Below are 21,432 nucleotides of genomic sequence, written 5' to 3'. Positions count from 1 at the left end.
CGGCGCGGTCAGCGTTCCCGGCCGGGTGCGCCGAGCCAGCGGTGCAGGGCCTCGTCCAGGCCCGGCCCGCCGTCCCACGCCACGTACCCGTCCGGCCGGACGAGCCGAGGTGCCGCCCCCTCTCGGCCCTCGACCCGTCCGGCCCAGCCCGCCGGCACCGCCGCGCCCACCAGCACGGCGCGGCCGTCGGGGCTCGCCGGGACGTCCCTGGCCCGACCGGTGATGCCCGGATACGTCACCCCGATGCCCGACAGCTCCGCCGCGACCGCGCGCCGCGCCTCGGGGACGGCCAGCAGCTCCGTGACCACCTGCCGGACCGCCGCCGCGTCCGGGTCCGGCACGCCGAGGACCGCCTGGGCCCTCGTGCTGACCAGCACGCGCGCCGCGACCGGGTGGCGCTCGTCGTGGTAGCTGTCGAGCAGCCCCGCCGGCGCCGTGCCGCGGACCGTCGCGGCCAGCTTCCAGCCCAGGTTGACCGCGTCCTGCAGCCCCAGGTTGAGGCCCTGGCCGCCGACCGGGAGGTGGACGTGCGCGGCGTCGCCCGCGAACAGCACCCGGCCGTGGCGGTAGCGCTCCAGCTGCCGGGACGCGTCGCCGAACCGTGACGCCCACAGAACTTCGCCCACGCGGATCTCCGGCCCGTGCGCCGCGGTGAGCGCGCGCTGTACCTCGTCGGGCGTGACCGGGGCGTCGCGGCCGAGCCGTTGCTGCTCCTCGCCGTACACGATCGTGCGGTACCGGCCGCCGGACAGCGGCAGCAGGTAGCCCGACCCCGACGACGGCAGCGTCCAGCCGTCGGCCAGGCCGGCGGGCTTGGCGGCCAGGGTGAGGTCCGCGACGACCAGCGAGCTGCGCGCCTCGCGGCCGGGGAAGGCGGCGCCCAGCAGCGTCCGGACCGTGCTGTGCCCGCCGTCGGCGGCGACGAGCCAGCCGGCCTGGTGCCGTCGGCCGCCCGCGGTGACCGTGACACCCTCGTCGTCCTGCGCCACGGCCGTGACGGCCGCGTCGCGCAGCACCGGCGTGCGCAGCCGCGCCTCGATCGCCGAAGCGACGTGGACCTGTTCGACGCCGAGCTGGTACGGGAAGGACGTCGGCAGGTCCGAGTAATCGATCGGGACGCCGGAGAAGTGCCCGGCGGGCAGTTTCGCCCGCACGTGCGGCTCGATCGCGGCGAGCAGGCCGCGGTCGGCCAGCAGCTCGACCGACCGGGGCTGCAGGCCGAGCGCCTTGGACTGCGTCGTGGGCTCGGCGTCGCGCTCCAGGACCAGGACGTCGACCCCCGCGCGTTCCAGCTCGAACGCCGTCAGCAGGCCGGTCGGGCCCGCGCCCGCGACCAGGACGTCAGGCATCGAGGTTCTCCTTGCGGAGGTACCAGACGTGCCAGGCGATCAGCAGGGCCAGCGCGCCGAACCACGCCACGTTGGTGACCAGCGCGATGAGGTCGATCGGCAGCGTGTAGACGAGCACGATGTGCACCACCGCGCTGCCCAGCAGCACCGCGCCCCACGCGGCCGTGTTGATCCGCAGACCGCGCCGGAACCGGGCGTCGGTGTCCCAGCGGGCCGCCCACGCGTCCGCCCCTTCGGCGCCGCGCTTGACCTCGGCGATCGTGCGCCCGAGCGTGAGCTGCGCGGGGCGGCCGATGAAGACCGTCACCAGCATCCACGCGCCGAACAGGCCACCCAGCGCGGCGGTCCAGCCCTCGCGGATCACCAGCGTGCGCGGGTCGTCGGAGAGCAGGCCCAGCACGACGGACAGCACCAGGACGCTCAGCGTGACCAGGGCGACGAGGTCGACCTTGCGGGTGCGGGCGACGGTCCACAGCACGTACGGCGCGGCCACGAGGACGCCGGCCATCAGCGCCCACCACTGGCTCACCCCCGCGGCACGCAGGCCGTAGAACAGCGCCATCGGCACGACCACTTCGAACACGACGTTCCGGACGTTGGCGCGCACGACCCGGCGCAGGCCGGCGTCGGGTTCGGTCTTCTGCTCGATCATCAGGTGGATCCCCCAGCGGATTCGGGTGCGGTGGCCCGCACGTACAGGTCGGCGAGTTCGCGGCCGATGCGCGTGAGTTCGGCGGGCTCGGGCACGTTCGCCGCCGCGGTGGCGACGACGGCGTCGAGCCCGGCGGTCAGGGCGAGCGCCGTGGTCCGGGCGTCGAACGACCCGAACGCGCCCGCCGCCTGCCCGGTGCGGAAGTGCTCCTCGAACAGGGCGAGCCGCCCGTTGACGCCGGCGCTCTGCGAGCCGGCGTTCTTCACCAGGTCGATCAGCGCGCGGATTTCGTCCGGGTGCTCACCGACGAGCTCGACGTTCGCCTCGACGAAGGCGCGCAGCTGCGCGACGTGCCCGACGGCGGCGTCGATGCGCGGCTGCATGAACGCCCCGGTGACCTCTTCGATCTCGGTGACGCACGCCTTGAGCAGGTCGTCCTTGCCCGCGAAGTGGTAGCTGATCATCCCGGTGCTCGAGAGGCCGGCGTGCTTCGCGATCCGGCTGAACGACGCCTTGAGGTAACCGGCTTCGGCGATCACTTCGATCGCCGCCCGCACGATCTGGGCCCGCCTGCCGGACTCGGTGAACGTTCTTGCTCGCATGAGCAAAATTTAGCTCAGTCGAGCAAATCTGACAAGTCGCCAGGTCAAGGTCGGTTTTCGGAAGGGATCAGGCGGGTGCGGTGCCGTCGACGACCTGGTTGCGGCCCGCGTCCTTGGCCCGGTACAGGGCCTTGTCCGCGGCCTGCAGCAGCCGGTCGACGGCCGTGCCGCCGTCCGGGTAGGTCGCGACGCCGATCGACGCGGACAGGCCGCCGATCGCGCGGATGCGGTTGCCGTCCTCGTACTCGACCCGCAGGGACTCGATGGCCGACCGGATGCGCTCGGCCACCGCGAGCACCGCCGCCGGCCCGATGTCCGGCAGCAGGACGACGAACTCCTCGCCGCCGAAGCGGCCCACCGAGTCGTAGTCGCGGACCGCGCTCTTGATCGTCGCCGCGACCGCGCGCAGCACGGTGTCGCCCGCGAGGTGCCCGTGCTCGTCGTTGATCAGCTTGAAGTAGTCCAGGTCGATCATCAGCACGCCGAACGTGCTGCGCGTGCTGCGCTGGGCGCGGGCGAGTTCGCGGGAAGCGAGCAAGTGCCACCCGGTCGTGTTGAACAGGCCGGTCTTCTCGTCGGTCGTCGCGGCGATCTCCAGCTGCTTGATCAGCACCGCCCGGTGCAGCACCAGCAGCGGCGGCACGATCGCGACGGCGAGCGCGGGCAGCGTGGCCAGCGTCAGCGCCGTGAGCAGGCCCAGGCAGAGCGTCGCGACCTCGAGGAGGTTGTCCCCGAGGCCACCGAAGAACGCCTTGACCGAGCGCTTGGTGATCGTCAGCGCCGGGAGGATCGTGATCGCCGCGACCAGGAAGTACGTCACCGCGGCCAGCGTGATGGCGGTGACGCCGCGCCAGCCCGCCGTCAGCGCCGTGTACATGTCCGGGACGCCGAGGCGGCCCAGGACGAGCTCGGCCGAGTAGCAGGTGATGACGACCAGCGTCGCGTTCAGCGTGGTCCGGAACGGCGGGACGCGCTTGATCCTCGCGAGGCTGCGCGTCGCGAGGTGCGTGTAGAGGACGGCGATCAGCGCCGTGACGAGCGCGGGCGGCAGGAGGAGCACGCCGGCGAACGTCCAGACCGACGTCAGGTTGATGTGCGGGGTGTCGGACACCAGGCGGCGGACGCGCTCGATCTTGCGGCCGAGCTCGGCCTGCAGCACGCCGAGGCTCGCGAGGACGGCGAAGACGACCAGATCCCACCCGTGCACGGGCACGGCGACGGCCGTCCAGACGGTGGCCACGAGCGCCACGGACTCGACGAGGAAGCAGTAGGAGATCAGCGACCCGCGCTGCCGCCAGAGGGTCCAGTGAGCAGGGTTCAGCGCCCCTCGGATCCGGCCCGCTCGGGGTTCGGCCGGACGGGCGCCGTCCATACTCAAGGCGGTGCAACTCCCCTGGGTGATTCGACGATCCGCGTCCACCCCATCACACCGGGCGGCCGCGATCGATGATTGCCACACGATCGGAGCAGCGAAGGGAGGCGGCCGCCATGCGCAACCGCGAGTCCTGACGCCCCGGCCGATGTCCGCGCGACGCCGGAAGGAGGCAGTCATGCGCAATCGCGAGTCCTGAGCCGCCGCCCCTCGTCCCCGTCGCCCGAGAGGAGAGCTGTCGTGCGCAATCGCGAGTCCTGAACCCCGACGTCCTGCCGCTACGCGCGAGAGGAGAGCGCTGTGCGCAATCGCGAGTCCTGAGCCGTCGCCCCCGTCCCGCCGCTCGAGAGGAGAGCTGTCGTGCGCAATCGCGAGTCCTGAACCCCCACGCCCCGTCGCTACGCGCGAGAGGAGAGCCCCGTGCGCAACCGCGAGTCCTGAGCCCTCCGCCCGTCAGTCCGTCCCGCACGAGAGGGGATCGTCACCATGCGCAACCGTGAATCCTGAAGGAACCGCGGGCCCGGGTGGGGCCGCTCAGGCGGTCGCTCCGCCGTCGACCACCAGGTCGTGCCCCACGGTGAAGGCCGCTTCGTCCGAAGCCAGCCACAGCACCGCGGCGGCCACTTCGGCGGTCGCTCCCACCCGGCCCAGCGGGATCGCGCCCTTGAGCCGTTCCGCTCTATCGGCGTCCGTCTCGCCGGGGCGCCGCGACATGTCCGTGTCGGTCGCGCCCGGGCTGACCGCGTTGATGCGGACGCGATCGGCGATGTGGTCGCGCGCCGCCGTGCGGGTCAGCGCGCTCACCGCGGCCTTCGACGCCGCGTAGGCCGCCATGTTCGGCAGCCTGCCGTGCGCGCCGATGTTCGACGCGATGTTGACGATCGCGCCGCCGCCGTGCGCCCGCATGTACGCGACCTCGTGCTTCAGGCACAGCCACGTCCCCGTGACGTTCGTGGCCAGCACCGCGCCGAAGCCGTCCTCGTCGAGGTCCGCGGCCGGGGCCGGCGAACCGAGGATGCCGGCGTTGTTGACCGCGATGTGCAGCCCGCCGTGCCGCGCGACGACCGTGTCGACCATCCGCGCCACGTCCCCCGAGTCGGTGACGTCCACCGTCACCGCGCTCGCGTCGCCGCCGATCTCCTTCACCGCGGCGGCGAGCCGCTGCTCGTCCCGGCCCGCGACGACCACCGTCGCGTCCTCCGCCGCGAACGCCCGCGCGGTGTCCCGCCCGATGCCCGAGCTGCCGCCGGTCACCAGGACGACCTTGCCCGCGAACCGTGCCCCCATCGTGTACCTGCTTTCTGGTCTGATCAGTCTTGAATAAGCCGTAAAGCCTGCGAAATGGCCGCGTCCAGCCGGCTCGCCGCGTCCGCGCTCTTGCCCAGGACGCGCAGTCCCTGGAGCACGGTGAGCAGGAACCGCGCCAGCGTCCCCGGGTCGCTGCCCTCGGGCAGTTCGCCCTGGGAGCGAGCGCGTTCCAGTGCCATGGTGAGCGCGACCTCGAGGGTGTCCCAGCTGCGTTCCACCAGCCGCGCGACCTCGGGGTCGTGGGGGAGCAGCTCGATCGCCGCGTTGACGACGAAGCAGCCCATCCTCGTGTCGTCGCCGAGGATTTCGGCTTGGTAGCCCTCGAAAAGCCGGCGCACCGCGGCCACTCCCGAGCCTGGCCCCGACAGCTCGGCCACGACCCGGGCGTCGGTCCGCTCGGCGTACCGCTTCAGCGCCGTGACGTAGAAGTCGTGCTTCGTGCCGAAGGTGGCGTACAGGCTCGCCTTGGCGACGCCGAGGTGCGTGACGAGATCGCTGACCGACGTCGCCTCGTAGCCCTGACGCCGGAAGAGCGCGAGCGCGGCGTCGCAGGCTTCGTCGACGTCGAACTCCTTGACCCGGGACATGATCGAAACCCTACTCCTTTCGAGAACGTACGGTCAAATAAGCGGCCTGCGGTGTGTCGCCGTAACCGGCAGCGGGTGCGGTGGCACCATGGCTGCTCTGACCGGCCCGAGGGGGTGAGTGATGCACGACGTGACGCTGCCGCCGACGGTCGTCGCCACCCACCTGCGCTCCTGCGCCGAGGAGCTCGCCGCGAGCCTGCGTTGCGGCGGGCCGGGCGCCACGACCGCCGAGCTCACCGACGTCCTCGCCCACCTGATCGCCGGTCAGGAGGCCATCTCCCACGCGCTCGCCGGCCTCGCCGCCCGCGTCGAAGGCGGGGCGAACGCGCTCGCCGCGGCCCCGCCGCCGGACGTCGAGGTCGTCACCGAGGTGCTCCGCGCGGCGGCCATCGCGGCCCGCTGTTCGGCCGAAGCGCTCGACGAGGTCACGCCGTCGTTCGAATGCGTGAGCGAATCCGTCGCGCCTGACACCCGTTTGTAGCTGTCGGCGCGCGCGGGCGGCTGTTTAGCTTGGGAGCTGCGGAGGTGGCTCGCATGCGCGCGATCTGGACGGGCACGATCGGGTTCGGCGGCTACGCCGTTCCGGTGAAGGCGTACAGCGCGACGGAGGACCGTGAGCTTCCGCTGCACCAGGTCCACGAGGCCGACGGCGGCCGCGTCCGGGTGAAGCGGGTGTGCGAGGTCGACGGCGCCGAAGTGCCACCCGAAGAGATGGTCCGCGGGTACGCCGTCCCCGGCGGTGACGTCGTGCTGCTGTCGGACCACGAGCTGGCGTCGCTGCCGATGCCTGGCCGCACGATCGCGATCCGCGGGTTCGCGCCGCTCGCCGACGTCGACCCGATCTGGTTCGCGAAGAGCTACTACCTGGAGCCCGAGCCGGCGGGCACGAAGCCGTACGTGCTGTTCAGCGAGGCTCTGCAGCAGTCCGGGAGGGTCGCGCTGGTCACCGTCGCGCTGCGCCGCCGCGAGACCCTCGGCGCGCTGCGCGTGCGCGACCAGGTGATCGTCCTGGAGACGATGCACCGGCCGGACGAGGTCCGCGCGCCCGACTTCCCGTTCCGCCACGCCGACGTCGACATCCGGCCGGGTGAGCTCCGGCGCGCCGTGAACCTCGTCGAGGAGCTGACCGGCGAGTTCGACCCCGCCCGCTACCCCGACCGTTACCGCGAAGCCTTCGAGGCGTTGGTCCAGGCGAAGATCGACGGCGCGGAGGTCGTCCAGCCGACCGCGGCCGAACAAGCCGAGGGCGTCACGCGGCTGCTGGCGGCCTTGCAGGAGACGGCGTCCGAAGCCGAGGACGCGCGCAACGCGGCCGTGGCGAAGGCGAAAGCTGCCGCGTCGAGAGCCGCGAAGGCGGGTACGACGGCGAAGCGAGCGGCGACGCGCAACCGCACGCAGACGCCTTGAGTATTACTACCCACGGGTAATTGAGGGTTCTCCCACTGCTGGCCGGGTACCCGGCCGCGGCAGACTTCGTCCTGCCAGCGGGTACCGGACCGCAGGCAGGGGGGAGAACCGGACGGCCCCTGGGGAGGTGAGCCGTCCGGGGACCCAGGGTTCCGGGGCGGGCCGACGGAGGAGCGGCCCGTTCCCGGAACCCGCGCCACGCACCGCGGGGAGGCGGTGTGAACGCCGGATCGCCGCCGTGGAGGGATCGAGGGGTCTCCGCGGCGGCTATCCGGCGTCCGCCACCCGCAGCATCAGTTCCGAGGCCAGGCTCAGCAGCTGCCGTTCGGTTGGCGAGAGCGTCGCCTCGATCGCGCCGGCCAGCCAGCGCTCGCGGCGGACGCTGTACTCGCGCAGCACCGCCAGCCCGGCCGGGGTGATGCTGACCAGCGACCGGCGCCCGTCCGCCGGATCCGGGGAGCGCGTCACCAGCCCGCGTTCGGTCACCCAGGCGAGGATCCGCGTCAGCGACTGCGGCTGCAGCCGTTCGGCCTCGGCCAGCTCGGTCGGCGTGTGCGTGCCCGCCCGGTAGAGCCTGCTCAGCACCGCCAGCACCGCCGGGCCCGGACCGCTGGGGTCCCGCTCCGCGCGCATCCGCCAGTTCAGCCGCCCGACGCCCTCGCGGACCCGGCGGGCCAGGTCGGCCAGCTCGGGGTCCGCGCTGACCGGTGCTGCGACGTCGGGTTCGGGCTGCATGGCCCCAGCTTAGGCGGTTCCCCGGACCAGCCGGGCATAACGCCCGTCGCGCGCCAGCAGCTCCTCGTGCGTCCCGCGTTCCACGATCCGGCCTTCGTGCAGCACCACGATCTGGTCGGCGTGCTCCACAGTGGACAGCCGGTGGGCGATCGTCAGCGTCGTGCGGCCCGCGGCGAGCCGGTCGAGCTCGGCCTGCACCGAGCGTTCCGTGCGCGTGTCGAGCGCGCTGGTCGCCTCGTCGAGGATGAGCACCGGCGGGTTGCGCAGCAGGATCCGCGCGATCGCCATCCGCTGCTTCTCGCCGCCCGAAAACCGGTAGCCGCGCTGGCCGACGACGGTGTCGTAGCCCTCGGGCAGCGCGGCCAGGGTGTCGTGGATGTGCGCGGCCTTCGCGGCGGCCTCGATCTCCTCGTCGGTCGCGTCCGGCTTCGCGAAGCGCAGGTTCTCCCGGACGGTGTCGTGGAACAGGTACGTCTCCTGCGACACCATTCCGACGCCGGCCGCGAGCGAGGCCAGGGTGACGTCGCGGACGTCGGTGCCGTCGATCGTCACGGACCCCTCGCTCACCTCGTACAGCCGCGCCACCAGGTAGGCGAGGGTCGTCTTGCCGGAACCGGTCGAGCCGACGAGCGCCGTGGTCGTCCCGGCCGGGACGTCGAGGTCGATGTCCTTCAGCGTCAGCGGGCCGTCTTCGTCGTAGCGGAACGACACCCCGCGCATGGCCACGTCGCCGCGGCGCACCTCCAGGGTGCCCGCGCCGGGCTTGTCGCCGATCTCCACCGGCAGGTCGAGGACCTCGAAGATGCGCCCGAACAGCGCCTTCGACGTCGCCACGTTCTGCCCGATGGTCTGCATCGCGCTGGCCGGCGCGACCAACCGGTTGAGCATGCTGGTGAACGCCACGACCGTGCCGAGCGAGATGGGGGACGCCCCGCCGGCCAGCGCCAGCCCGGCGATCCAGTAGACCAGCGCCGGGATGACGGTCAGGCTCATCGCCCGCGACGCGATCTGCCAGCGTCCGGCCAGCGCCGCCGCGCGTTCGAGCGACGCGATCTCGCGCGACTCGGCGCCGAACCGCTCGCGCATCGCCCGCTCGTTGCCCATCGTCTTGGCGAGCAGCACGCCGGTGACCGAGAGGGACTCCTCGACCATCGTCGTCAGCCGGGCCATCCGCCGCGTGCGGCCGCGGGCCAGCGTCCGCCGCTTCTTGCCGAGCCGCAGCGTGAACAGCAGGAACAGCGGGACGACGATCAGCGAGAGCGCCGCGAGCTGCCAGTCGAGCAGGATCAACGCGACCGTGATGGCGGTCGTCGTGGTCAGGTTCTGCACCATCGACCCGGCGGTCGTGGTGACGACGTTGTCGACGCCGCCGATGTCGTTGAACACCCGCGAGAGCACTTCGCCGCTCTTCGTCCGGGTGAAGAAGCCCAGCGACATCCGCTGCAGGTGGCCGTAGACCGACACGCGCAGCTCGTTCATCACGCGCTGCCCGATCGTGTTGGACAGCCCGGTGGTGGCCACGCCCAGCGACGCGCTGCCGACCGCGCAGGCGATCATCCCGCCCGCCAGGAGGCTCAGCAGCAGCGTGTCGCGGTGCGGGAGGGCGTCGTCGAGGATTTCGCGCAGCAGGAACGGCGACGTCACGCCGAGCCCGGCCTGCACGACGATCAGCGCGAACAGCGCGGCGAGGGAGCCGCGGTGCGCGCGGAACAGGCCGGCGATCCGCCGGAGGGGGACCGGCTCGTCGGTGTCGGCGGCCGGTTCGGCGAGCGACGGCCGGGGTCTGGTCGCAGAGGTCATACGCCTATGTTTACCGAATGGCGGACCGCTTTCCAGTCATTTTCCAGAAGCAGGTGTTGAGGTAGTACACGTGTGCGTACTACGTGCGCGTACCCGTGAGGCCGAGGACCCGGAGCGACTACCCTCGACAGAGCCGGCCGAGTCCGGCGCGCCACCATCGACCCAGCTGGAGCGTGCACACCCGTGTTCGACACCCTCTCCGATCGGCTCACCGCCGCCCTGCAGACGCTCACGCGCAAGGGCAGGCTGTCCGACGCCGACATCGACGCCACCGCGCGCGAGATCCGCATCGCGCTGCTGGAGGCCGACGTCGCCCTCGGCGTGGTCAAGACCTTCATCGCGAGGATCAAGGACCGGGCGAAGGGTGCCGAGGTCTCCCAGGCGCTCAACCCCGCCCAGCAGGTCGTCAAGATCGTCAACGAGGAGCTCGTCGGGATCCTCGGCGGCGAGACGCGCCGGCTGAACCTGGCGAAGAACCCGCCGACCGTGATCATGCTGGCCGGTCTGCAGGGTGCCGGTAAGACGACGCTCGCGGGCAAGCTCGCGCTGTGGCTGAAGAAGCAGGGCCACGCGCCGATGCTGGTCGCCTGCGACCTCCAGCGCCCGAACGCCGTCACGCAGCTGCAGGTCGTCGGCGAGCGCGCGGGCGTCGTCACGTTCGCCCCCGAGCCGGGCAACGGCGTCGGCGACCCGGTCGACGTCGCCCGCCGCGCCATCGCCGAGGCCAAGCACGCGCAGCACGACGTCGTCGTCGTCGACACCGCGGGCCGCCTGGGTGTCGACGAAGAGCTGATGAAGCAGGCCGCCGACATCCGCGACGCGGTCGAGCCGGACGAGGTCCTGTTCGTCGTCGACGCGATGATCGGCCAGGACGCCGTCACCACGGCCCAGGCGTTCCAGGACGGCGTCGGCTTCAGCGGTGTCGTGCTCACCAAGCTCGACGGCGACGCCCGCGGTGGTGCCGCGCTGAGCGTCCGCGAGATCACCGGCCAGCCGATCCTCTTCGCCTCCAACGGCGAGAAGCTCGAGGACTTCGACACCTTCCACCCCGACCGGATGGCGTCGCGGATCCTCGGCATGGGTGACGTGCTCACCCTGATCGAGCAGGCCGAGCAGGCCTTCGACCAGAAACAGGCCGAGAAGGCCGCGGAGAAGCTCTCCAGCGGCCAGCTCACCCTGGAGGACTTCCTCGAGCAGATGCTCGCGGTCCGCAAGATGGGCCCGATCGGCAACCTGCTCGGCATGCTCCCGGGCGCCGGCCAGATGAAGGACCAGCTGGCCCAGGTCGACGACAAGCACCTCGACCGGCTGCAGGCGATCATCCGCGGCATGACCCCGGCCGAGCGGGCGGACCCGAAGCTGATCAACGGGTCGCGCCGGCTGCGCATCGCCAACGGCTCCGGCGTCACCGTCCGCGAGGTCAACGACCTGGTCAACCGGTTCTTCGAGGCCCGCAAGATGATGGCCCAGATGGCCGGCCGGTTCGGCTTCGGCGGCGGGGGCGGCTCGAAGTCCCGCAAGGGCAAGAAGGGCAAGAAGGGCCGCGGCCCGACGCAGCCCAAGGTCCGCGGCGGCTTCCCCGGGGGTATGCCGATGCTGCCCCCGGGCGGGCAGATGCCGGGCGGGATGCCCGACCTTTCGCAGCTGGGCGGCATGAACGACGTCCCGGGCTTCGACCCGTCGAAGTTCAAGCTGCCGAAGAACCCGAAGGACAATTGAGCACGGCGTTGCACGCCGCCGGGGTGGTCCTGCCCGGCGGCGAGTCCCGGGACCTCTGGATCAGCGGCGGCCGGATCTCCTTCGAGCCGGTACCGGACGCGGAGACGCTGGGCCGGGACGTCTTCCTCGTGCCGGGGCTGGTCGACGCGCACTGCCACCCCGGCATCGGCGTCGGCGGGCCGGTCTCGCTCGAAGAGGCGACGGCGCAGGCGATCGTGGACCGGAACGCGGGGACGCTGCTGATCCGCGACTGCGGGCTGCCCATCGACGTCCGGCCGCTGCAGCGGCGCGCCGACCTGCCCACGATCATCCGCGCCGGGCGGCACCTCGCGCTGGCCAAGCGCTACATCCCCGGGCTCGGCATCGAGCTGGAAGACGCGGCGCAGCTGCCGGACGCCGTGGCCGGGCAGGCGCGGGACGGCGACGGCTGGGTCAAGCTCGTCGGCGACTGGATCGACCGCGGCGCGGGCGACCTCGCACCGCTCTGGCCGGACGACGTCCTGGCCGAGGCCGTCAAGGTCGCGCACGACCACGGCGCCCGCGTCACCGCGCACGTCTTCGGCGAAGCCGCGCTGCCCGGCCTGATCGCGGCGGGCATCGACTGCCTCGAACACGGCACCGGCCTGAGCGGCGACCAGCTCGCGGAGCTCGCGCGCAACGACGTCGCGCTGGTCCCGACCCTGATCAACATCGAGAACTTCCCGGGCATCGCGGACAAGGCCGGCAAGTACCCGGTGTACGCCGATCACATGCGGGCGCTGCACGCCGGCGTCGGCGAGATGGTCGCCACGGCGATCGAAGCGGGCGTACGCGTCTTCGCGGGCAGCGACGCCGGCGGCATGGTCGAGCACGGCAGGCTCGTCGACGAGATCGAGGCGCTGCACCGCGCGGGCATGACCCGCGAGGAGGCCCTCGCGAGCGCGTCGTGGGGGGCCCGCGACTGGCTCGGCCACCCCGGCATCGCCGACGGCGCGCCCGCCGACCTGCTCGTCTACCGCAGCGATCCGCGCGACGACCTGGCAGTCCTGCGGCACCCTTCGCACATCGTGCTCGGCGGCGTCGTGTACGCGTGACCCCCGCCGTTTTCCTTGGGGGGTCGGCACTTTAGCGTTGGGTGCGTGACGGACGACGACGGCGCACGGCGCGTGCTGGGTGCGCACTGGTGTTTCGTGGCGTTCATCGCGGGCATCGCCGGCTACTACCTGGTCAACCTGACCATCGCCGCGGCGGTCAACCGCAACGTCGGCGAGTTCGACCCCCTCGAACTGCACGACATCGGCCCGCTGCTGCTCCTGGCGTTCGTGCCCAACCTGCTGCTCGGCCTCGGCCCGGCGGTGGGCTCGTGGCGCTGGGGTGAAGGCCTGCGCGCCGACTTCGGGCTGAAGCCGACCTGGCGCGACGTCCGGATCGGCCTCGCCTGCGGCGCGCTCGCGCTGGTCGTCGGCTACGGGCTCAACCTGGTGCTGATCGCCGTCTACGGCGCCGACGACGTCTCCGACAGCCCGCTCACCGACCTCGCCGACACCTTCGACGGCGACACCGTCTGGCTGGTGCTCGCCGCGGTGATCGTCATCGCCGGCGCGCCGATCACCGAAGAGCTGCTGGTCCGCGGCACGCTGTGGAACGCGCTGGCGTTCCACCGGGTCCCGCCGTGGGTGGTGTTGCTGCTCACATCGGTGGTGTTCGCCCAGCTGCACGGCGAGCCGACGCGCACGATCGCGCTCATCGGCCAGGGCATCGCGATCGGGCTGGCCCGCCACCTGTCCGGCCGGGTGAGCGCCGGGGTGATCGCGCACGCGGCCAACAACCTGCCGCCCGCGGTGCTGCTGTTCGTCGCGCACTGAGGGTGTTGCGAGAATCGTGCACAGTAGTCGGACGGATACTGTGCGATCACTTTGCGGCCGCTAGGCTCGACGCAGGAGCCGAGCGACGCGGAGGGCCAGGCGTGACCACTTCCCAGCCCCGGGATCCGGCTTCCGACGCGCCGCCGGACCCCGAGGAGCCGGCCGCGTTCCTCCCGCCCTCGCGGCCGCACCGCTGGGGCTTCGGGGCCTTCCTGCTCGTCGAGGCCGTGCTGCTGGCGTCGGCGGCGTTCGTGTCGGTGCTGGTCGGCGACACCGGCCCGGGCCCGTTGCCGATCCGCGTCGTGCTGCTCGGCACGATGCTGCCGACGATGATCGCGGCCGGCGTCGCGGTGCTGATCACGTACCTGCGCGGCAACGGCCCCTTCGCCGACCTGCGGCTGGAGTGGCGCTGGGCCGACGTCCGCACCGGGTTCCGCTACGGCTGCATCGGGCTCGTCTTCACCACCCTCGGCGCCTACCTGTGGACGCGGCTCGTAGGCAACGCGAACGCGACGTCGGCGATCAGCGCGCTGGTCGAGGACCGGAAGATGTCGATCTCGGCGGCCGTGGTGATGTTCGTCTACCTCTGGCTGCTCGGCCCGATCTGCGAGGAGATCATCTACCGCGGCCTGCTCTGGGGCGCCGCCGAGCAGTTGCAGTGGCGCAGCGAGCGCTGGGGCCGCGTGGCGGCGTTCCTGCTGTCGACGGCGGTGTTCGCGGCCAGTCACCTCGAGCCGCTGCGGACGACGTTGCTGCTGGTCATCGCGGTGCCGATCGGCCTGGCCCGGCTGGTCACCGGGCGGCTGCCGGCCAGTATCGTCGCCCACCAGGTGAACAACTTCCTCCCGGCGCTGACCATCCTGCTCGGGGCGCTCGGGGTGGCCTCTTTCTAGGTGCGCGGGCGCCGTCTGGCAGAATGGGTCACTGCCTGCTTCCGCCGGACCCTCTCACCGCGCGAAAGCTCCTGACCTTCGGGTGCCCGCGTCCGTGTCCCCACTCGGCTCGCGTGCGCCCAGCCCAGCACCAGAGAGACTCGAGGAGAACCCACACCCGTGGCCGTCAAGATCAAGCTGCAGCGCCTCGGCAAGATCCGTGCGCCGTACTACCGCATCATCGTCGCCGACGCGCGCACCCGCCGGGACGGCAAGGCCATCGAGACGATCGGCAAGTACCACCCGAAGGAAGAGCCGAGCCTGATCGAGGTCGTCTCCGAGCGCGCCCAGTACTGGCTGGGTGTCGGCGCGCAGCCGACCGAGCCGGTCCAGCGCCTGCTGGAGATCACCGGTGACTGGCAGAAGTTCAAGGGCCTGCCGGGCGCCGAGGGCACCCTGAAGGTGGCCGAGCCGAAGCCGTCCAAGCAGGACCTGTTCAACGCGGCGCTGGCCGCGGCCGGCGAGGAGCCCTCCACCGAGGCCACCACGCCGAAGAAGAAGTCGACCCCGAAGAAGGCCGACGCGGAGAAGGCCGAAGCCGAGGGTGAGAAGGCCGAGTGAGCTTTCTGGCTGACTCCCTCGAGCACCTGGTGCGCGGGATCGTCGACAACCCGGACGAGGTCCGGGTCGAGCTGCTGACCACGCGCCGTGGCCGCACGCTCGAGGTGCACGTGCACCCCGACGACCTCGGCAAGGTGATCGGCCGGGGTGGTCGCACGGCGACCGCCCTGCGCACCGTCATGGGTGGCATCGGTGGCCGCGGCGTCCGCGTGGACGTCGTCGACACCGACCGCTGAGCCTTTCGGAAAACGGTCAGGATGGACGTCGTAGTCGGTCGCATCGCCAAGGCGCACGGCATCCGCGGGGAACTCGCGGTGGACGTGCGCACGGACTCGCCGGACGAGCGGTTCAAGGTCGGCGCGGCCGTGACGACGAAGCTGCGTGACGGCAGCAAGAGGGAACTCACCATCGCAGCCGCCCGCGAACACAGCGGGCGGCTGCTGGTGCGTTTCGAGGAGGTCCTCACCCGCGACGTCGCCGAGACGCTGCGGGGGGCGCTTTTGCTCGCCGACACGGACACGCTGCCGCCGACTTCGGACCCCGACGAGTTCTACGACCACGAGCTGGCCGGCCTGCGGGCCGAGCTGACCGACGGCACGGTCGTCGGCAAGGTCGTCGAGGTCGTCCACTCACCCGCGGGCGAGCTGCTGGAGCTGGACGTCGAAGGCCGGTCGGCGCTGGTGCCGTTCGTCCGCGCGATCGTCCCCACGGTGGACGTCGCGGGCGGCCGGGTCGTGCTCGACCCGCCGGAAGGGCTCCTGGACGCCTGACATGCGGATCGACGTCGTCACGATCTTCCCCGAGTACCTCGACCCGCTGCGCGCCGCGCTGCTGGGCCGGGCGATCGACCGCGGCCTCATCGAGGTCGGTGTGCACGACCTGCGCGACTGGACCCACGACGTGCACCGCGCGGTCGACGACGCCCCGTACGGCGGCGGCCCGGGCATGGTCATGAAGCCGCAGATCTGGGGCCCGGCGCTGGACGACGTCTGCACGTCCGAGACCCGGCTCGTCGTGCCGACGCCGGCCGGACGCCCCTTCACCCAGGAGCTGGCGCACGAGTACGCGGCGGAGAAGCACCTGGTGTTCGCCTGCGGCCGGTACGAGGGCATCGACCAGCGGGTCGTCGACGACGCCGCGCGCCGGATGCCGGTCGACGAGGTGTCGATCGGCGACTACGTGCTGGTCGGCGGCGAGGCGGCGGTGCTGGTCGTCGTCGAGGCCGTCGTCCGGCTGCTGCCCGGCGTGCTCGGCAACGCCCGCTCGGCCGCGGAGGACTCCTTCTCCGACGGCCTGCTCGAAGGGCCGAGCTACACCCGCCCGGAGGTGTGGCGGGACCTGGCGGTGCCGGAGGTCCTGCGCTCCGGCAACCACGCGCTGATCGACCGCTGGCGGCGTGACCAGGCCCTGGAACGGACGGCCCGCCGCCGCCCCGATCTCCTGGCCCGGCTGCCGGAAGGTAGTCTCGACAAGCACGATCGCGGGGTCCTCGAGGGCTTGGACCCCGAGCAGGCCGAGGGCCGGTTCTCCCGGTCCGATCCCGGTCTGTAATACTTGACAGGTTGGCGTGAGTGGACCTCCTCGTCCACGAGCCCGCCAGCAGCCCCCTGGGTCGCTCGCAGCGGCACCGTTGCGCGCCCGGGATCTGTACGCAAGCCATACCGAAGACGAGGACGGACCACCGATGAACACCCTGGACGCGCTGGACAAGCAGTCGCTGCGTTCCGACATCCCGGACTTCCGCCCGGGCGACACGCTCAAGGTGAGTGTCCGCGTCATCGAGGGCAACCGCGAGCGCAACCAGGTCTTCCAGGGCGTGGTCATCCGCCGTCAGGGCGGTGGCATCCGGGAGACCTTCACCGTGCGCAAGGTTTCGTTCGGCGTCGGCGTCGAGCGCACCTTCCCGGTGCACTCGCCGAACATCGCCTCGATCGAGGTCTTCAAGCGCGGTGACGTCCGCCGGGCGAAGCTGTACTACCTGCGCGACCTCCGCGGCAAGGCCGCCAAGATCAAGGAGCGCCGCGAGAACCGCGAGACGGCCTCGGCTAACTGAGTCACAACCCGGTTACCGGTAGCCTGACGACGTGGCCGAACCCGTGTCCCAGAACGCTCCTGAGGATGACCCCGACCGCTCCGAAGAGGACAAGCCAAGGCTGTCCCGCTCCGAGGAGCGCGGGGGATCCCGCCGGCGGCGAGCCAAGCCCGCCAAGAAACGGTCGTTCTGGAAGGAACTGCCGATCCTGCTCGTGATCGCCCTGGTGCTCACGATCCTGATCCAGACATTCCTCGCGAAGGTCTTCATGATCCCCTCGGGGTCGATGGAGGCCACACTGCACGGGTGCCCCGGCTGCACCGGTGACCGGATCCTGGTCGACCGGGTCACCTACGACTTCACCGAGCCCTCGCCGGGCGACGTGATCGTGTTCAAGGGCCCGCCGGCGTGGGTCAACAACGAGATCGCGCCGCAGGAGTCGAGCAACATCGTCGTCCAGGGCCTGCGCGGCCTGGGTTCGCTGGTCGGGTTCGCCCCGCCGGACGAGCGCGACTTCGTCAAGCGCGTGATCGCGGTCGGCGGCCAGACCGTCCAGTGCTGCGACACGCAGGGCCGGGTCGTCGTGGACGGCAAGGCGCTCGACGAGCCGTACGTCTACTGGGAAAACGCCGACAACCAGGCGGAGCGCCCCTTCGAGCCGGTCAAGGTCCCGGCCGGGACGGTGTGGGTCATGGGCGACAACCGGAACAACTCCGACGACTCCCGGTTCCAGGGCGGCGGCGGCGTGAACGGCGCGGTCCCCGTGGACAACATCATCGGCAAGGCGCGGATCATCGTCCTGCCGCCGAGCCGGTGGGGCGGGATCACCGACCACAACCCGCAGGCAGCGGCCCAGCCGGTGGCGCTCGGCGCGCCGGCCTGGCAGAGCGGCATCCCGCTCGGGGCCGGGGTCGCGGCGGCGTGGCCGGTGCTCTTCCTGGGGCGCAAGCTCAAATCCGGACTGCGCCGGAAACGCTAGCCACCCCGATCCGTGTCGGCAGACGGGTGATCCAGCCTTGACTCTTCCCGTTCCCCTCACCGCGGCCGAGCCGATCCGGCCGCCGCGGGCCGTGGTGCGCGGCGACCTCTTCTGGGGCCTGCAGGGCGCGCTCGACCGCCGTGGTCTCGGCCCGGTCGCCGGTGTGGACGAAGCAGGCGCCGGGGCGTGCGCGGGGCCGCTGGTGGTCGCGGCCTGCGTGCTCAAGCAGGGGGACGCGAAGCTCACCGAGCTGACGGACTCGAAGCTGATGACGGCGAAGGCGCGCGACCGGGTCTACGACCTGATCCTCAAGCGCGCCGTCGACTACTCGGTGATCGTCATCCCCACGGCCGAGGTCGACCTCTACGGCATCCGGGTGATGAACCTGGAGGGCATGCGACGCGCCGCGGCGGCGCTGCGCGTCTCGCCGGGTTACATCCTCACCGACGGGTTCCGGGTCCCGGGCCTGACGGCGCCGAACGCGGCGGTGATCAAGGGCGACCGTTCGGTGGCGTGCATCGCGGCCGCATCGGTGCTGGCGAAGGTGACGCGCGACCGCATCATGGCGGGCTACCACGACGACCTCCCGCACTACGGTTTCGACGTGCACAAGGGTTACAGCACGTCCGACCACCTGGCGGCGCTGCGCGAGCACGGCCCCAGCGACGTCCACCGGTGGTCGTACACGAACGTCGCGACGGTGGCCGTCAAGCACGGCCTGCGGCCGACGCGGCCGGTCGTGCTGACCTACGCGGCGCTGGAGAAGGCCATGGAATCCGGGACCGCGGCGAGCCTGACCGCGGTCCTCGACGAGGCACTCGAGCCACAACTCAGCCTGCCGCTGCATGCCCCGGGCGCGGGTGTGGGTCACAATGAACGCTCCGCCGGAGCAGAACGAGCCCGAGGAGGGGCGCGGATTTCATGAGCGCAGAGGATCTCGAGAAGTACGAGACCGAGATGGAGCTCTCGCTGTACCGCGAGTACCGCGACATCGTCGGCCAGTTCTCGTACGTGGTGGAGACCGAGCGGCGGTTCTACCTGGCGAACGCGGTCGACGTCCAGGTCCGCGACGGCGGCGGCGAGGTGTACTTCGAGGTCCGCATGTCCGACGCGTGGGTCTGGGACATGTACCGCCCGGCCCGGTTCGTCAAGCACGTCCGGGTCATCACGTTCAAGGACGTCAACGTGGAAGAGCTCGACAAGCCGGACCTGAGGCTGCCCGAGGACGGCCCGTTCTCGGGCTGAGCCCCGCTTCACCGCCCGCGCCGGTTCGTCCAGTCCTGGACGAACCGGCGCGGTCTTTTCCGCCCCTTAGCACAGCGGTCCGACAGATCCGGCCGTCCCGCGGCGATCCTTGGACGAGTTGTCCACATACCCCCGGTTGTCCACAACCCGGCGATTCCGGCCTGGTTTCGCCGCCCCGCCCCCTGGCATCGTCGAACGCACACGCACCGTGATCGCCGGGACCGCCCCGGTGACCGGCGCACCGACGAGGGGGCGACACGATGACGGGCACCGACCAGCTCGCAAAACACCGCCGCGACCTGGGCACGTGGGGCGAAGACCTGGCGGCCCGGCACCTGCAGGAGCGCGGCCTGGTCCTGCTGGGCCGCAACTGGCGCTGCCGCGAGGGCGAGATCGACTTGATCTTGACCGATCGCACCCGAGTCGTGTTCTGCGAGGTCAAGACCCGCACGGGCACCGAGTTCGGCCTGCCGTCGGAGACGGTCACGGAGGAGAAAGCGGGCCGGGTACGCCGAGCGGCGGAACGCTGGCTGCGCGAGTACCGCATCGGCTGGTGCCCGGTCCGCTACGACGTGGTGACGATCCTCGCGGAGCCAGGCCGGAGCCCCCGCGTCCAGCACATCGAGGCGGCGTTCTGATGCCCATCGCGAAGGCCTGGTCCGCCGCCCTGCTGGGGATCGACGGCCGGATCATCGAAATCGAGGCCGACCTGGGCGGCGGGCTCAGCAGGGTCACGCTCGTCGGGCTGCCCGACGCGGGGCTGCGCGAAGCCAAGGACCGCGTCCGGTCGGCGATCCGCAACTCGGGCCAGCCCTGGCCTGACGGCAAGGTCACGCTCGGCCTCTCGCCGGCGAACCTGCCGAAGGTCGGCTCGGCCTACGACCTCGGCATCGCGGCCGCGATCCTCGCGGCGCAGGGCGCAGTGCCCGCCACGCGGCTTCTGGGCACGGTGCTGCTGGGCGAACTCGCCCTGGACGGGCGGATCCGCCCGGTCCGCGGCATCCTGCCCGGCCTGCTGGCGGCGCGTGCCGCGGGGTACGGACGTGCCGTCGTACCGCAGGACTCGCTGGTCGAGGCGGCCCTGGTGGACGGCATCGAGGTCACGGGAGCACCGCGCCTGCGGGACCTGGTGGCCTGGCTGCAGGGCGAGCTGGACCTCCCGGCGCCAAACCCGCCCACTCCGGCGCCGGCGCCGGAGGTCCCCGACCTGGCGGACGTTGTCGGCCAGCCGGAGGCCCGCTGGGCACTGGAGGTGGCGGCGGCGGGCGGTCACCACGTCCTGCTCACCGGGCCGCCCGGCGTCGGGAAGACGATGCTGGCAAAGAGGCTGCCGGGCCTGTTGCCGCCGTTGTCGTCCGACGAGTCGCTGGAGGTGACGGCGGTGCATTCGGTCGACGGCTCGCTGTCGAAGAGCTCGCCGCTCGTCACGGTGCCGCCGTTCGTCGCGCCCCACCATTCGATCTCCATCGCCGCCCTGATCGGCGGCGGCAGCGGGATCGCGATGCCCGGCGCGATCAGCCGCGCCCACCGCGGCGTGCTGTTCCTGGACGAGGTCTGCGAGTTCGGCGGCCAATGCCTCGAGTCCCTGCGAACGGTGCTGGAGGAGGGCGAGGTGCGCATCGCCCGGGTGAAGGGCGCGATCACCTACCCGGCGCGCTTCCAGCTGGTGCTGGCGGCGAATCCGTGCGCGTGCGCACCACCGAAGGACGCAGACTGCGTGTGCTCGCCGACAGCCAAGCGGCGCTACCTGGGCCGGCTGTCCGGCCCGCTGCTGGACCGGGTGGACCTGCGGGTCCGCTTGCGCCCGCTGAGCGCGATCAGCGCACACGACACGGGCCCGGCGGAGTCTTCGGAAACGGTCCGAGCCCGGGTACTGCAGGCCCGCGAGCGAGCGGCGCACCGCTGGAGCGACCACGGCTGGCGGTCGAACTCGGAGGTGCCCGGCCCGGCGTTGCGCCGCAAGTTCACCCTGGCACCCGATGCCACACAGCTACTGGACCGGGCAATGGACCGAGGAGCATTGAGCGGCCGTGGCGCAGACAGATGCCTACGCATCGCATGGACCCTGGCCGACCTGGACGGCGAGCACCGCCCGGGAGCCGACCAGGTCAGCTCGGCTCTCGCCTTCCGCGAGCGGGTGGCGGCATGACCCCGGAGAGAGCGCCTCTGGCTTGCGGGTGGGCAGTTGGCCCTCGGCATGCCGCCGGTCGGTCAGGTTGTGAGTCGGTGACGAGTGTGGCTGTGGGGAGATCGCACCTTGCTTGCCTGCGGGCAGTTCGATCTCGGCTCTTTGCTGGTCGGTTGGGTT

Annotated in this window: 24 protein-coding genes; 16 read left to right on the top strand and 8 right to left on the bottom strand. The window is 71.8% G+C overall.

Annotated features, from left to right (window positions below; translation table 11 throughout):
- Nucleotides 1-8 precede the first annotated feature (8 nt).
- The 6 genes from AB0J40_RS10735 to AB0J40_RS10710 all read right to left on the bottom strand — a co-directional run bounded on the left by AB0J40_RS10735 (nt 9) and on the right by AB0J40_RS10710 (nt 5,870).
- Entirely contained in the window at nt 9-1,349 is a 1,341-nt protein-coding gene (locus AB0J40_RS10735) for an FAD-dependent oxidoreductase (protein ID WP_364450520.1), read from the bottom strand.
- Complete coding sequence (locus AB0J40_RS10730; RefSeq protein ID WP_364450518.1) at nt 1,342-2,001, bottom strand: VC0807 family protein; 660 nt, start codon at nt 1,999-2,001, stop codon at nt 1,342-1,344. Before AB0J40_RS10730 ends, AB0J40_RS10735 begins: the two co-directional genes overlap by 8 nt.
- On the bottom strand, nt 2,001-2,603 hold the full coding sequence (locus tag AB0J40_RS10725; RefSeq protein ID WP_364450515.1) for a TetR/AcrR family transcriptional regulator: 603 nt from the start codon (nt 2,601-2,603) through the stop codon (nt 2,001-2,003). The genes AB0J40_RS10730 and AB0J40_RS10725 overlap by 1 nt, the downstream gene beginning before the upstream one ends.
- Nucleotides 2,604-2,670: 67 nt before the next feature.
- Nucleotides 2,671-3,975 carry a GGDEF domain-containing protein gene (locus AB0J40_RS10720; RefSeq protein ID WP_364450512.1) on the bottom strand — a complete coding sequence of 435 codons (1,305 nt, stop codon included), beginning with the start codon at nt 3,973-3,975 and terminating at the stop codon, nt 2,671-2,673.
- 534 nt (nt 3,976-4,509) lie between these two features.
- Nucleotides 4,510-5,262, bottom strand: a complete 753-nt coding sequence (locus tag AB0J40_RS10715) for a glucose 1-dehydrogenase (protein WP_364450510.1) — start codon at nt 5,260-5,262, stop codon at nt 4,510-4,512.
- A gap of 23 nt (nt 5,263-5,285) precedes the next feature.
- Complete coding sequence (locus tag AB0J40_RS10710; RefSeq protein ID WP_364450508.1) at nt 5,286-5,870, bottom strand: TetR/AcrR family transcriptional regulator; 585 nt, start codon at nt 5,868-5,870, stop codon at nt 5,286-5,288.
- A gap of 121 nt (nt 5,871-5,991) precedes the next feature.
- On the opposite strand from AB0J40_RS10710, the gene AB0J40_RS10705 reads away from it, so the two are divergent.
- Both AB0J40_RS10705 and AB0J40_RS10700 read left to right on the top strand, forming a co-directional pair.
- Nucleotides 5,992-6,351, top strand: a complete 360-nt coding sequence (locus AB0J40_RS10705; RefSeq protein WP_364450505.1) for a hypothetical protein — start codon at nt 5,992-5,994, stop codon at nt 6,349-6,351.
- 53 nt (nt 6,352-6,404) lie between these two features.
- Entirely contained in the window at nt 6,405-7,277 is an 873-nt protein-coding gene (locus AB0J40_RS10700) for a Ku protein (protein ID WP_364450502.1), read from the top strand.
- A gap of 267 nt (nt 7,278-7,544) precedes the next feature.
- On the opposite strand, the gene AB0J40_RS10695 is transcribed toward AB0J40_RS10700, so the two are convergent.
- On the bottom strand, nt 7,545-8,012 hold the full coding sequence (locus tag AB0J40_RS10695; RefSeq protein WP_364450499.1) for a MarR family transcriptional regulator: 468 nt from the start codon (nt 8,010-8,012) through the stop codon (nt 7,545-7,547).
- 9 nt (nt 8,013-8,021) lie between these two features.
- Nucleotides 8,022-9,812, bottom strand: a complete 1,791-nt coding sequence (locus AB0J40_RS10690; protein ID WP_364450497.1) for an ABC transporter ATP-binding protein — start codon at nt 9,810-9,812, stop codon at nt 8,022-8,024.
- Nucleotides 9,813-9,995: 183 nt separating this feature from the next.
- Here AB0J40_RS10690 and ffh point away from each other — a divergent pair, with 183 nt between their 5' ends.
- The 14 genes from ffh (at nt 9,996) to AB0J40_RS10620 (ending at nt 21,273) form a co-directional block, all read left to right on the top strand.
- Nucleotides 9,996-11,531 (top strand): signal recognition particle protein, encoded by a 1,536-nt coding sequence (gene ffh, locus AB0J40_RS10685; protein WP_364450494.1) that lies wholly within the window; start codon nt 9,996-9,998, stop codon nt 11,529-11,531.
- Complete coding sequence (locus tag AB0J40_RS10680; RefSeq protein WP_364450491.1) at nt 11,528-12,604, top strand: amidohydrolase family protein; 1,077 nt, start codon at nt 11,528-11,530, stop codon at nt 12,602-12,604. The genes ffh and AB0J40_RS10680 overlap by 4 nt, the downstream gene beginning before the upstream one ends.
- Nucleotides 12,605-12,649: 45 nt before the next feature.
- Nucleotides 12,650-13,375: a type II CAAX endopeptidase family protein gene (locus tag AB0J40_RS10675; protein WP_364450489.1), complete on the top strand. Its 726-nt coding sequence runs from the start codon at nt 12,650-12,652 to the stop codon at nt 13,373-13,375.
- 101 nt (nt 13,376-13,476) lie between these two features.
- A complete protein-coding gene (locus tag AB0J40_RS10670; RefSeq protein WP_364450486.1) occupies nt 13,477-14,268 on the top strand; it encodes a type II CAAX endopeptidase family protein in 792 nt (263 codons plus the stop codon).
- Between the two features lie 159 nt (nt 14,269-14,427).
- On the top strand, nt 14,428-14,868 hold the full coding sequence (gene rpsP, locus AB0J40_RS10665) for a 30S ribosomal protein S16 (protein ID WP_364450485.1): 441 nt from the start codon (nt 14,428-14,430) through the stop codon (nt 14,866-14,868).
- On the top strand, nt 14,865-15,104 hold the full coding sequence (locus AB0J40_RS10660) for an RNA-binding protein (RefSeq protein WP_003103110.1): 240 nt from the start codon (nt 14,865-14,867) through the stop codon (nt 15,102-15,104). The genes rpsP and AB0J40_RS10660 overlap by 4 nt, the downstream gene beginning before the upstream one ends.
- Nucleotides 15,105-15,125: 21 nt before the next feature.
- Nucleotides 15,126-15,638, top strand: coding sequence for a ribosome maturation factor RimM (gene rimM, locus AB0J40_RS10655; RefSeq protein WP_364450482.1), 513 nt, complete (start codon nt 15,126-15,128; stop codon nt 15,636-15,638).
- 1 nt (nt 15,639) lies between these two features.
- Nucleotides 15,640-16,419, top strand: coding sequence for a tRNA (guanosine(37)-N1)-methyltransferase TrmD (gene trmD, locus AB0J40_RS10650; RefSeq protein WP_364450480.1), 780 nt, complete (start codon nt 15,640-15,642; stop codon nt 16,417-16,419).
- A 133-nt stretch (nt 16,420-16,552) separates the two neighbouring features.
- Nucleotides 16,553-16,921, top strand: a complete 369-nt coding sequence (rplS, locus tag AB0J40_RS10645) for a 50S ribosomal protein L19 (RefSeq protein ID WP_072480952.1) — start codon at nt 16,553-16,555, stop codon at nt 16,919-16,921.
- 31 nt (nt 16,922-16,952) lie between these two features.
- Nucleotides 16,953-17,879: a signal peptidase I gene (gene lepB / locus AB0J40_RS10640; protein WP_364450478.1), complete on the top strand. Its 927-nt coding sequence runs from the start codon at nt 16,953-16,955 to the stop codon at nt 17,877-17,879.
- A 91-nt stretch (nt 17,880-17,970) separates the two neighbouring features.
- Nucleotides 17,971-18,804 (top strand): ribonuclease HII, encoded by an 834-nt coding sequence (locus tag AB0J40_RS10635; RefSeq protein WP_364451350.1) that lies wholly within the window; start codon nt 17,971-17,973, stop codon nt 18,802-18,804.
- Entirely contained in the window at nt 18,801-19,124 is a 324-nt protein-coding gene (locus tag AB0J40_RS10630) for a DUF2469 domain-containing protein (RefSeq protein WP_003096226.1), read from the top strand. Before AB0J40_RS10635 ends, AB0J40_RS10630 begins: the two co-directional genes overlap by 4 nt.
- A gap of 260 nt (nt 19,125-19,384) precedes the next feature.
- Nucleotides 19,385-19,762 (top strand): YraN family protein, encoded by a 378-nt coding sequence (locus AB0J40_RS10625; RefSeq protein WP_364450475.1) that lies wholly within the window; start codon nt 19,385-19,387, stop codon nt 19,760-19,762.
- Complete coding sequence (locus AB0J40_RS10620; RefSeq protein ID WP_364450472.1) at nt 19,762-21,273, top strand: YifB family Mg chelatase-like AAA ATPase; 1,512 nt, start codon at nt 19,762-19,764, stop codon at nt 21,271-21,273. Before AB0J40_RS10625 ends, AB0J40_RS10620 begins: the two co-directional genes overlap by 1 nt.
- Nucleotides 21,274-21,432: the final 159 nt, after the last annotated feature.

This window comes from Amycolatopsis sp. NPDC049691 (assembly GCF_040675005.1).
In the GTDB taxonomy this organism is placed as follows: Bacteria; Actinomycetota; Actinomycetes; order Mycobacteriales; family Pseudonocardiaceae; genus Amycolatopsis.
This window is presented reverse-complemented; position numbering and strand designations above follow the sequence as displayed.

Coding starts and splice junctions, on each gene's coding strand:
- AB0J40_RS10735 (WP_364450520.1), bottom strand. CDS start 1,349: ATGCCTGACGTCCTGGTCGCGGGCGCGGGCCCGACCGGCCTGCTGACG.
- AB0J40_RS10730 (WP_364450518.1), bottom strand. CDS start 2,001: ATGATCGAGCAGAAGACCGAACCCGACGCCGGCCTGCGCCGGGTCGTG.
- AB0J40_RS10725 (WP_364450515.1), bottom strand. CDS start 2,603: ATGCGAGCAAGAACGTTCACCGAGTCCGGCAGGCGGGCCCAGATCGTG.
- AB0J40_RS10720 (WP_364450512.1), bottom strand. CDS start 3,975: ATGGACGGCGCCCGTCCGGCCGAACCCCGAGCGGGCCGGATCCGAGGG.
- AB0J40_RS10715 (WP_364450510.1), bottom strand. CDS start 5,262: ATGGGGGCACGGTTCGCGGGCAAGGTCGTCCTGGTGACCGGCGGCAGC.
- AB0J40_RS10710 (WP_364450508.1), bottom strand. CDS start 5,870: ATGTCCCGGGTCAAGGAGTTCGACGTCGACGAAGCCTGCGACGCCGCG.
- AB0J40_RS10705 (WP_364450505.1), top strand. CDS start 5,992: ATGCACGACGTGACGCTGCCGCCGACGGTCGTCGCCACCCACCTGCGC.
- AB0J40_RS10700 (WP_364450502.1), top strand. CDS start 6,405: ATGCGCGCGATCTGGACGGGCACGATCGGGTTCGGCGGCTACGCCGTT.
- AB0J40_RS10695 (WP_364450499.1), bottom strand. CDS start 8,012: ATGCAGCCCGAACCCGACGTCGCAGCACCGGTCAGCGCGGACCCCGAG.
- AB0J40_RS10690 (WP_364450497.1), bottom strand. CDS start 9,812: ATGACCTCTGCGACCAGACCCCGGCCGTCGCTCGCCGAACCGGCCGCC.
- rimM (WP_364450482.1), top strand. CDS start 15,126: ATGGACGTCGTAGTCGGTCGCATCGCCAAGGCGCACGGCATCCGCGGG.
- trmD (WP_364450480.1), top strand. CDS start 15,640: ATGCGGATCGACGTCGTCACGATCTTCCCCGAGTACCTCGACCCGCTG.
- rplS (WP_072480952.1), top strand. CDS start 16,553: ATGAACACCCTGGACGCGCTGGACAAGCAGTCGCTGCGTTCCGACATC.
- AB0J40_RS10630 (WP_003096226.1), top strand. CDS start 18,801: ATGAGCGCAGAGGATCTCGAGAAGTACGAGACCGAGATGGAGCTCTCG.
- AB0J40_RS10625 (WP_364450475.1), top strand. CDS start 19,385: ATGACGGGCACCGACCAGCTCGCAAAACACCGCCGCGACCTGGGCACG.
- AB0J40_RS10620 (WP_364450472.1), top strand. CDS start 19,762: ATGCCCATCGCGAAGGCCTGGTCCGCCGCCCTGCTGGGGATCGACGGC.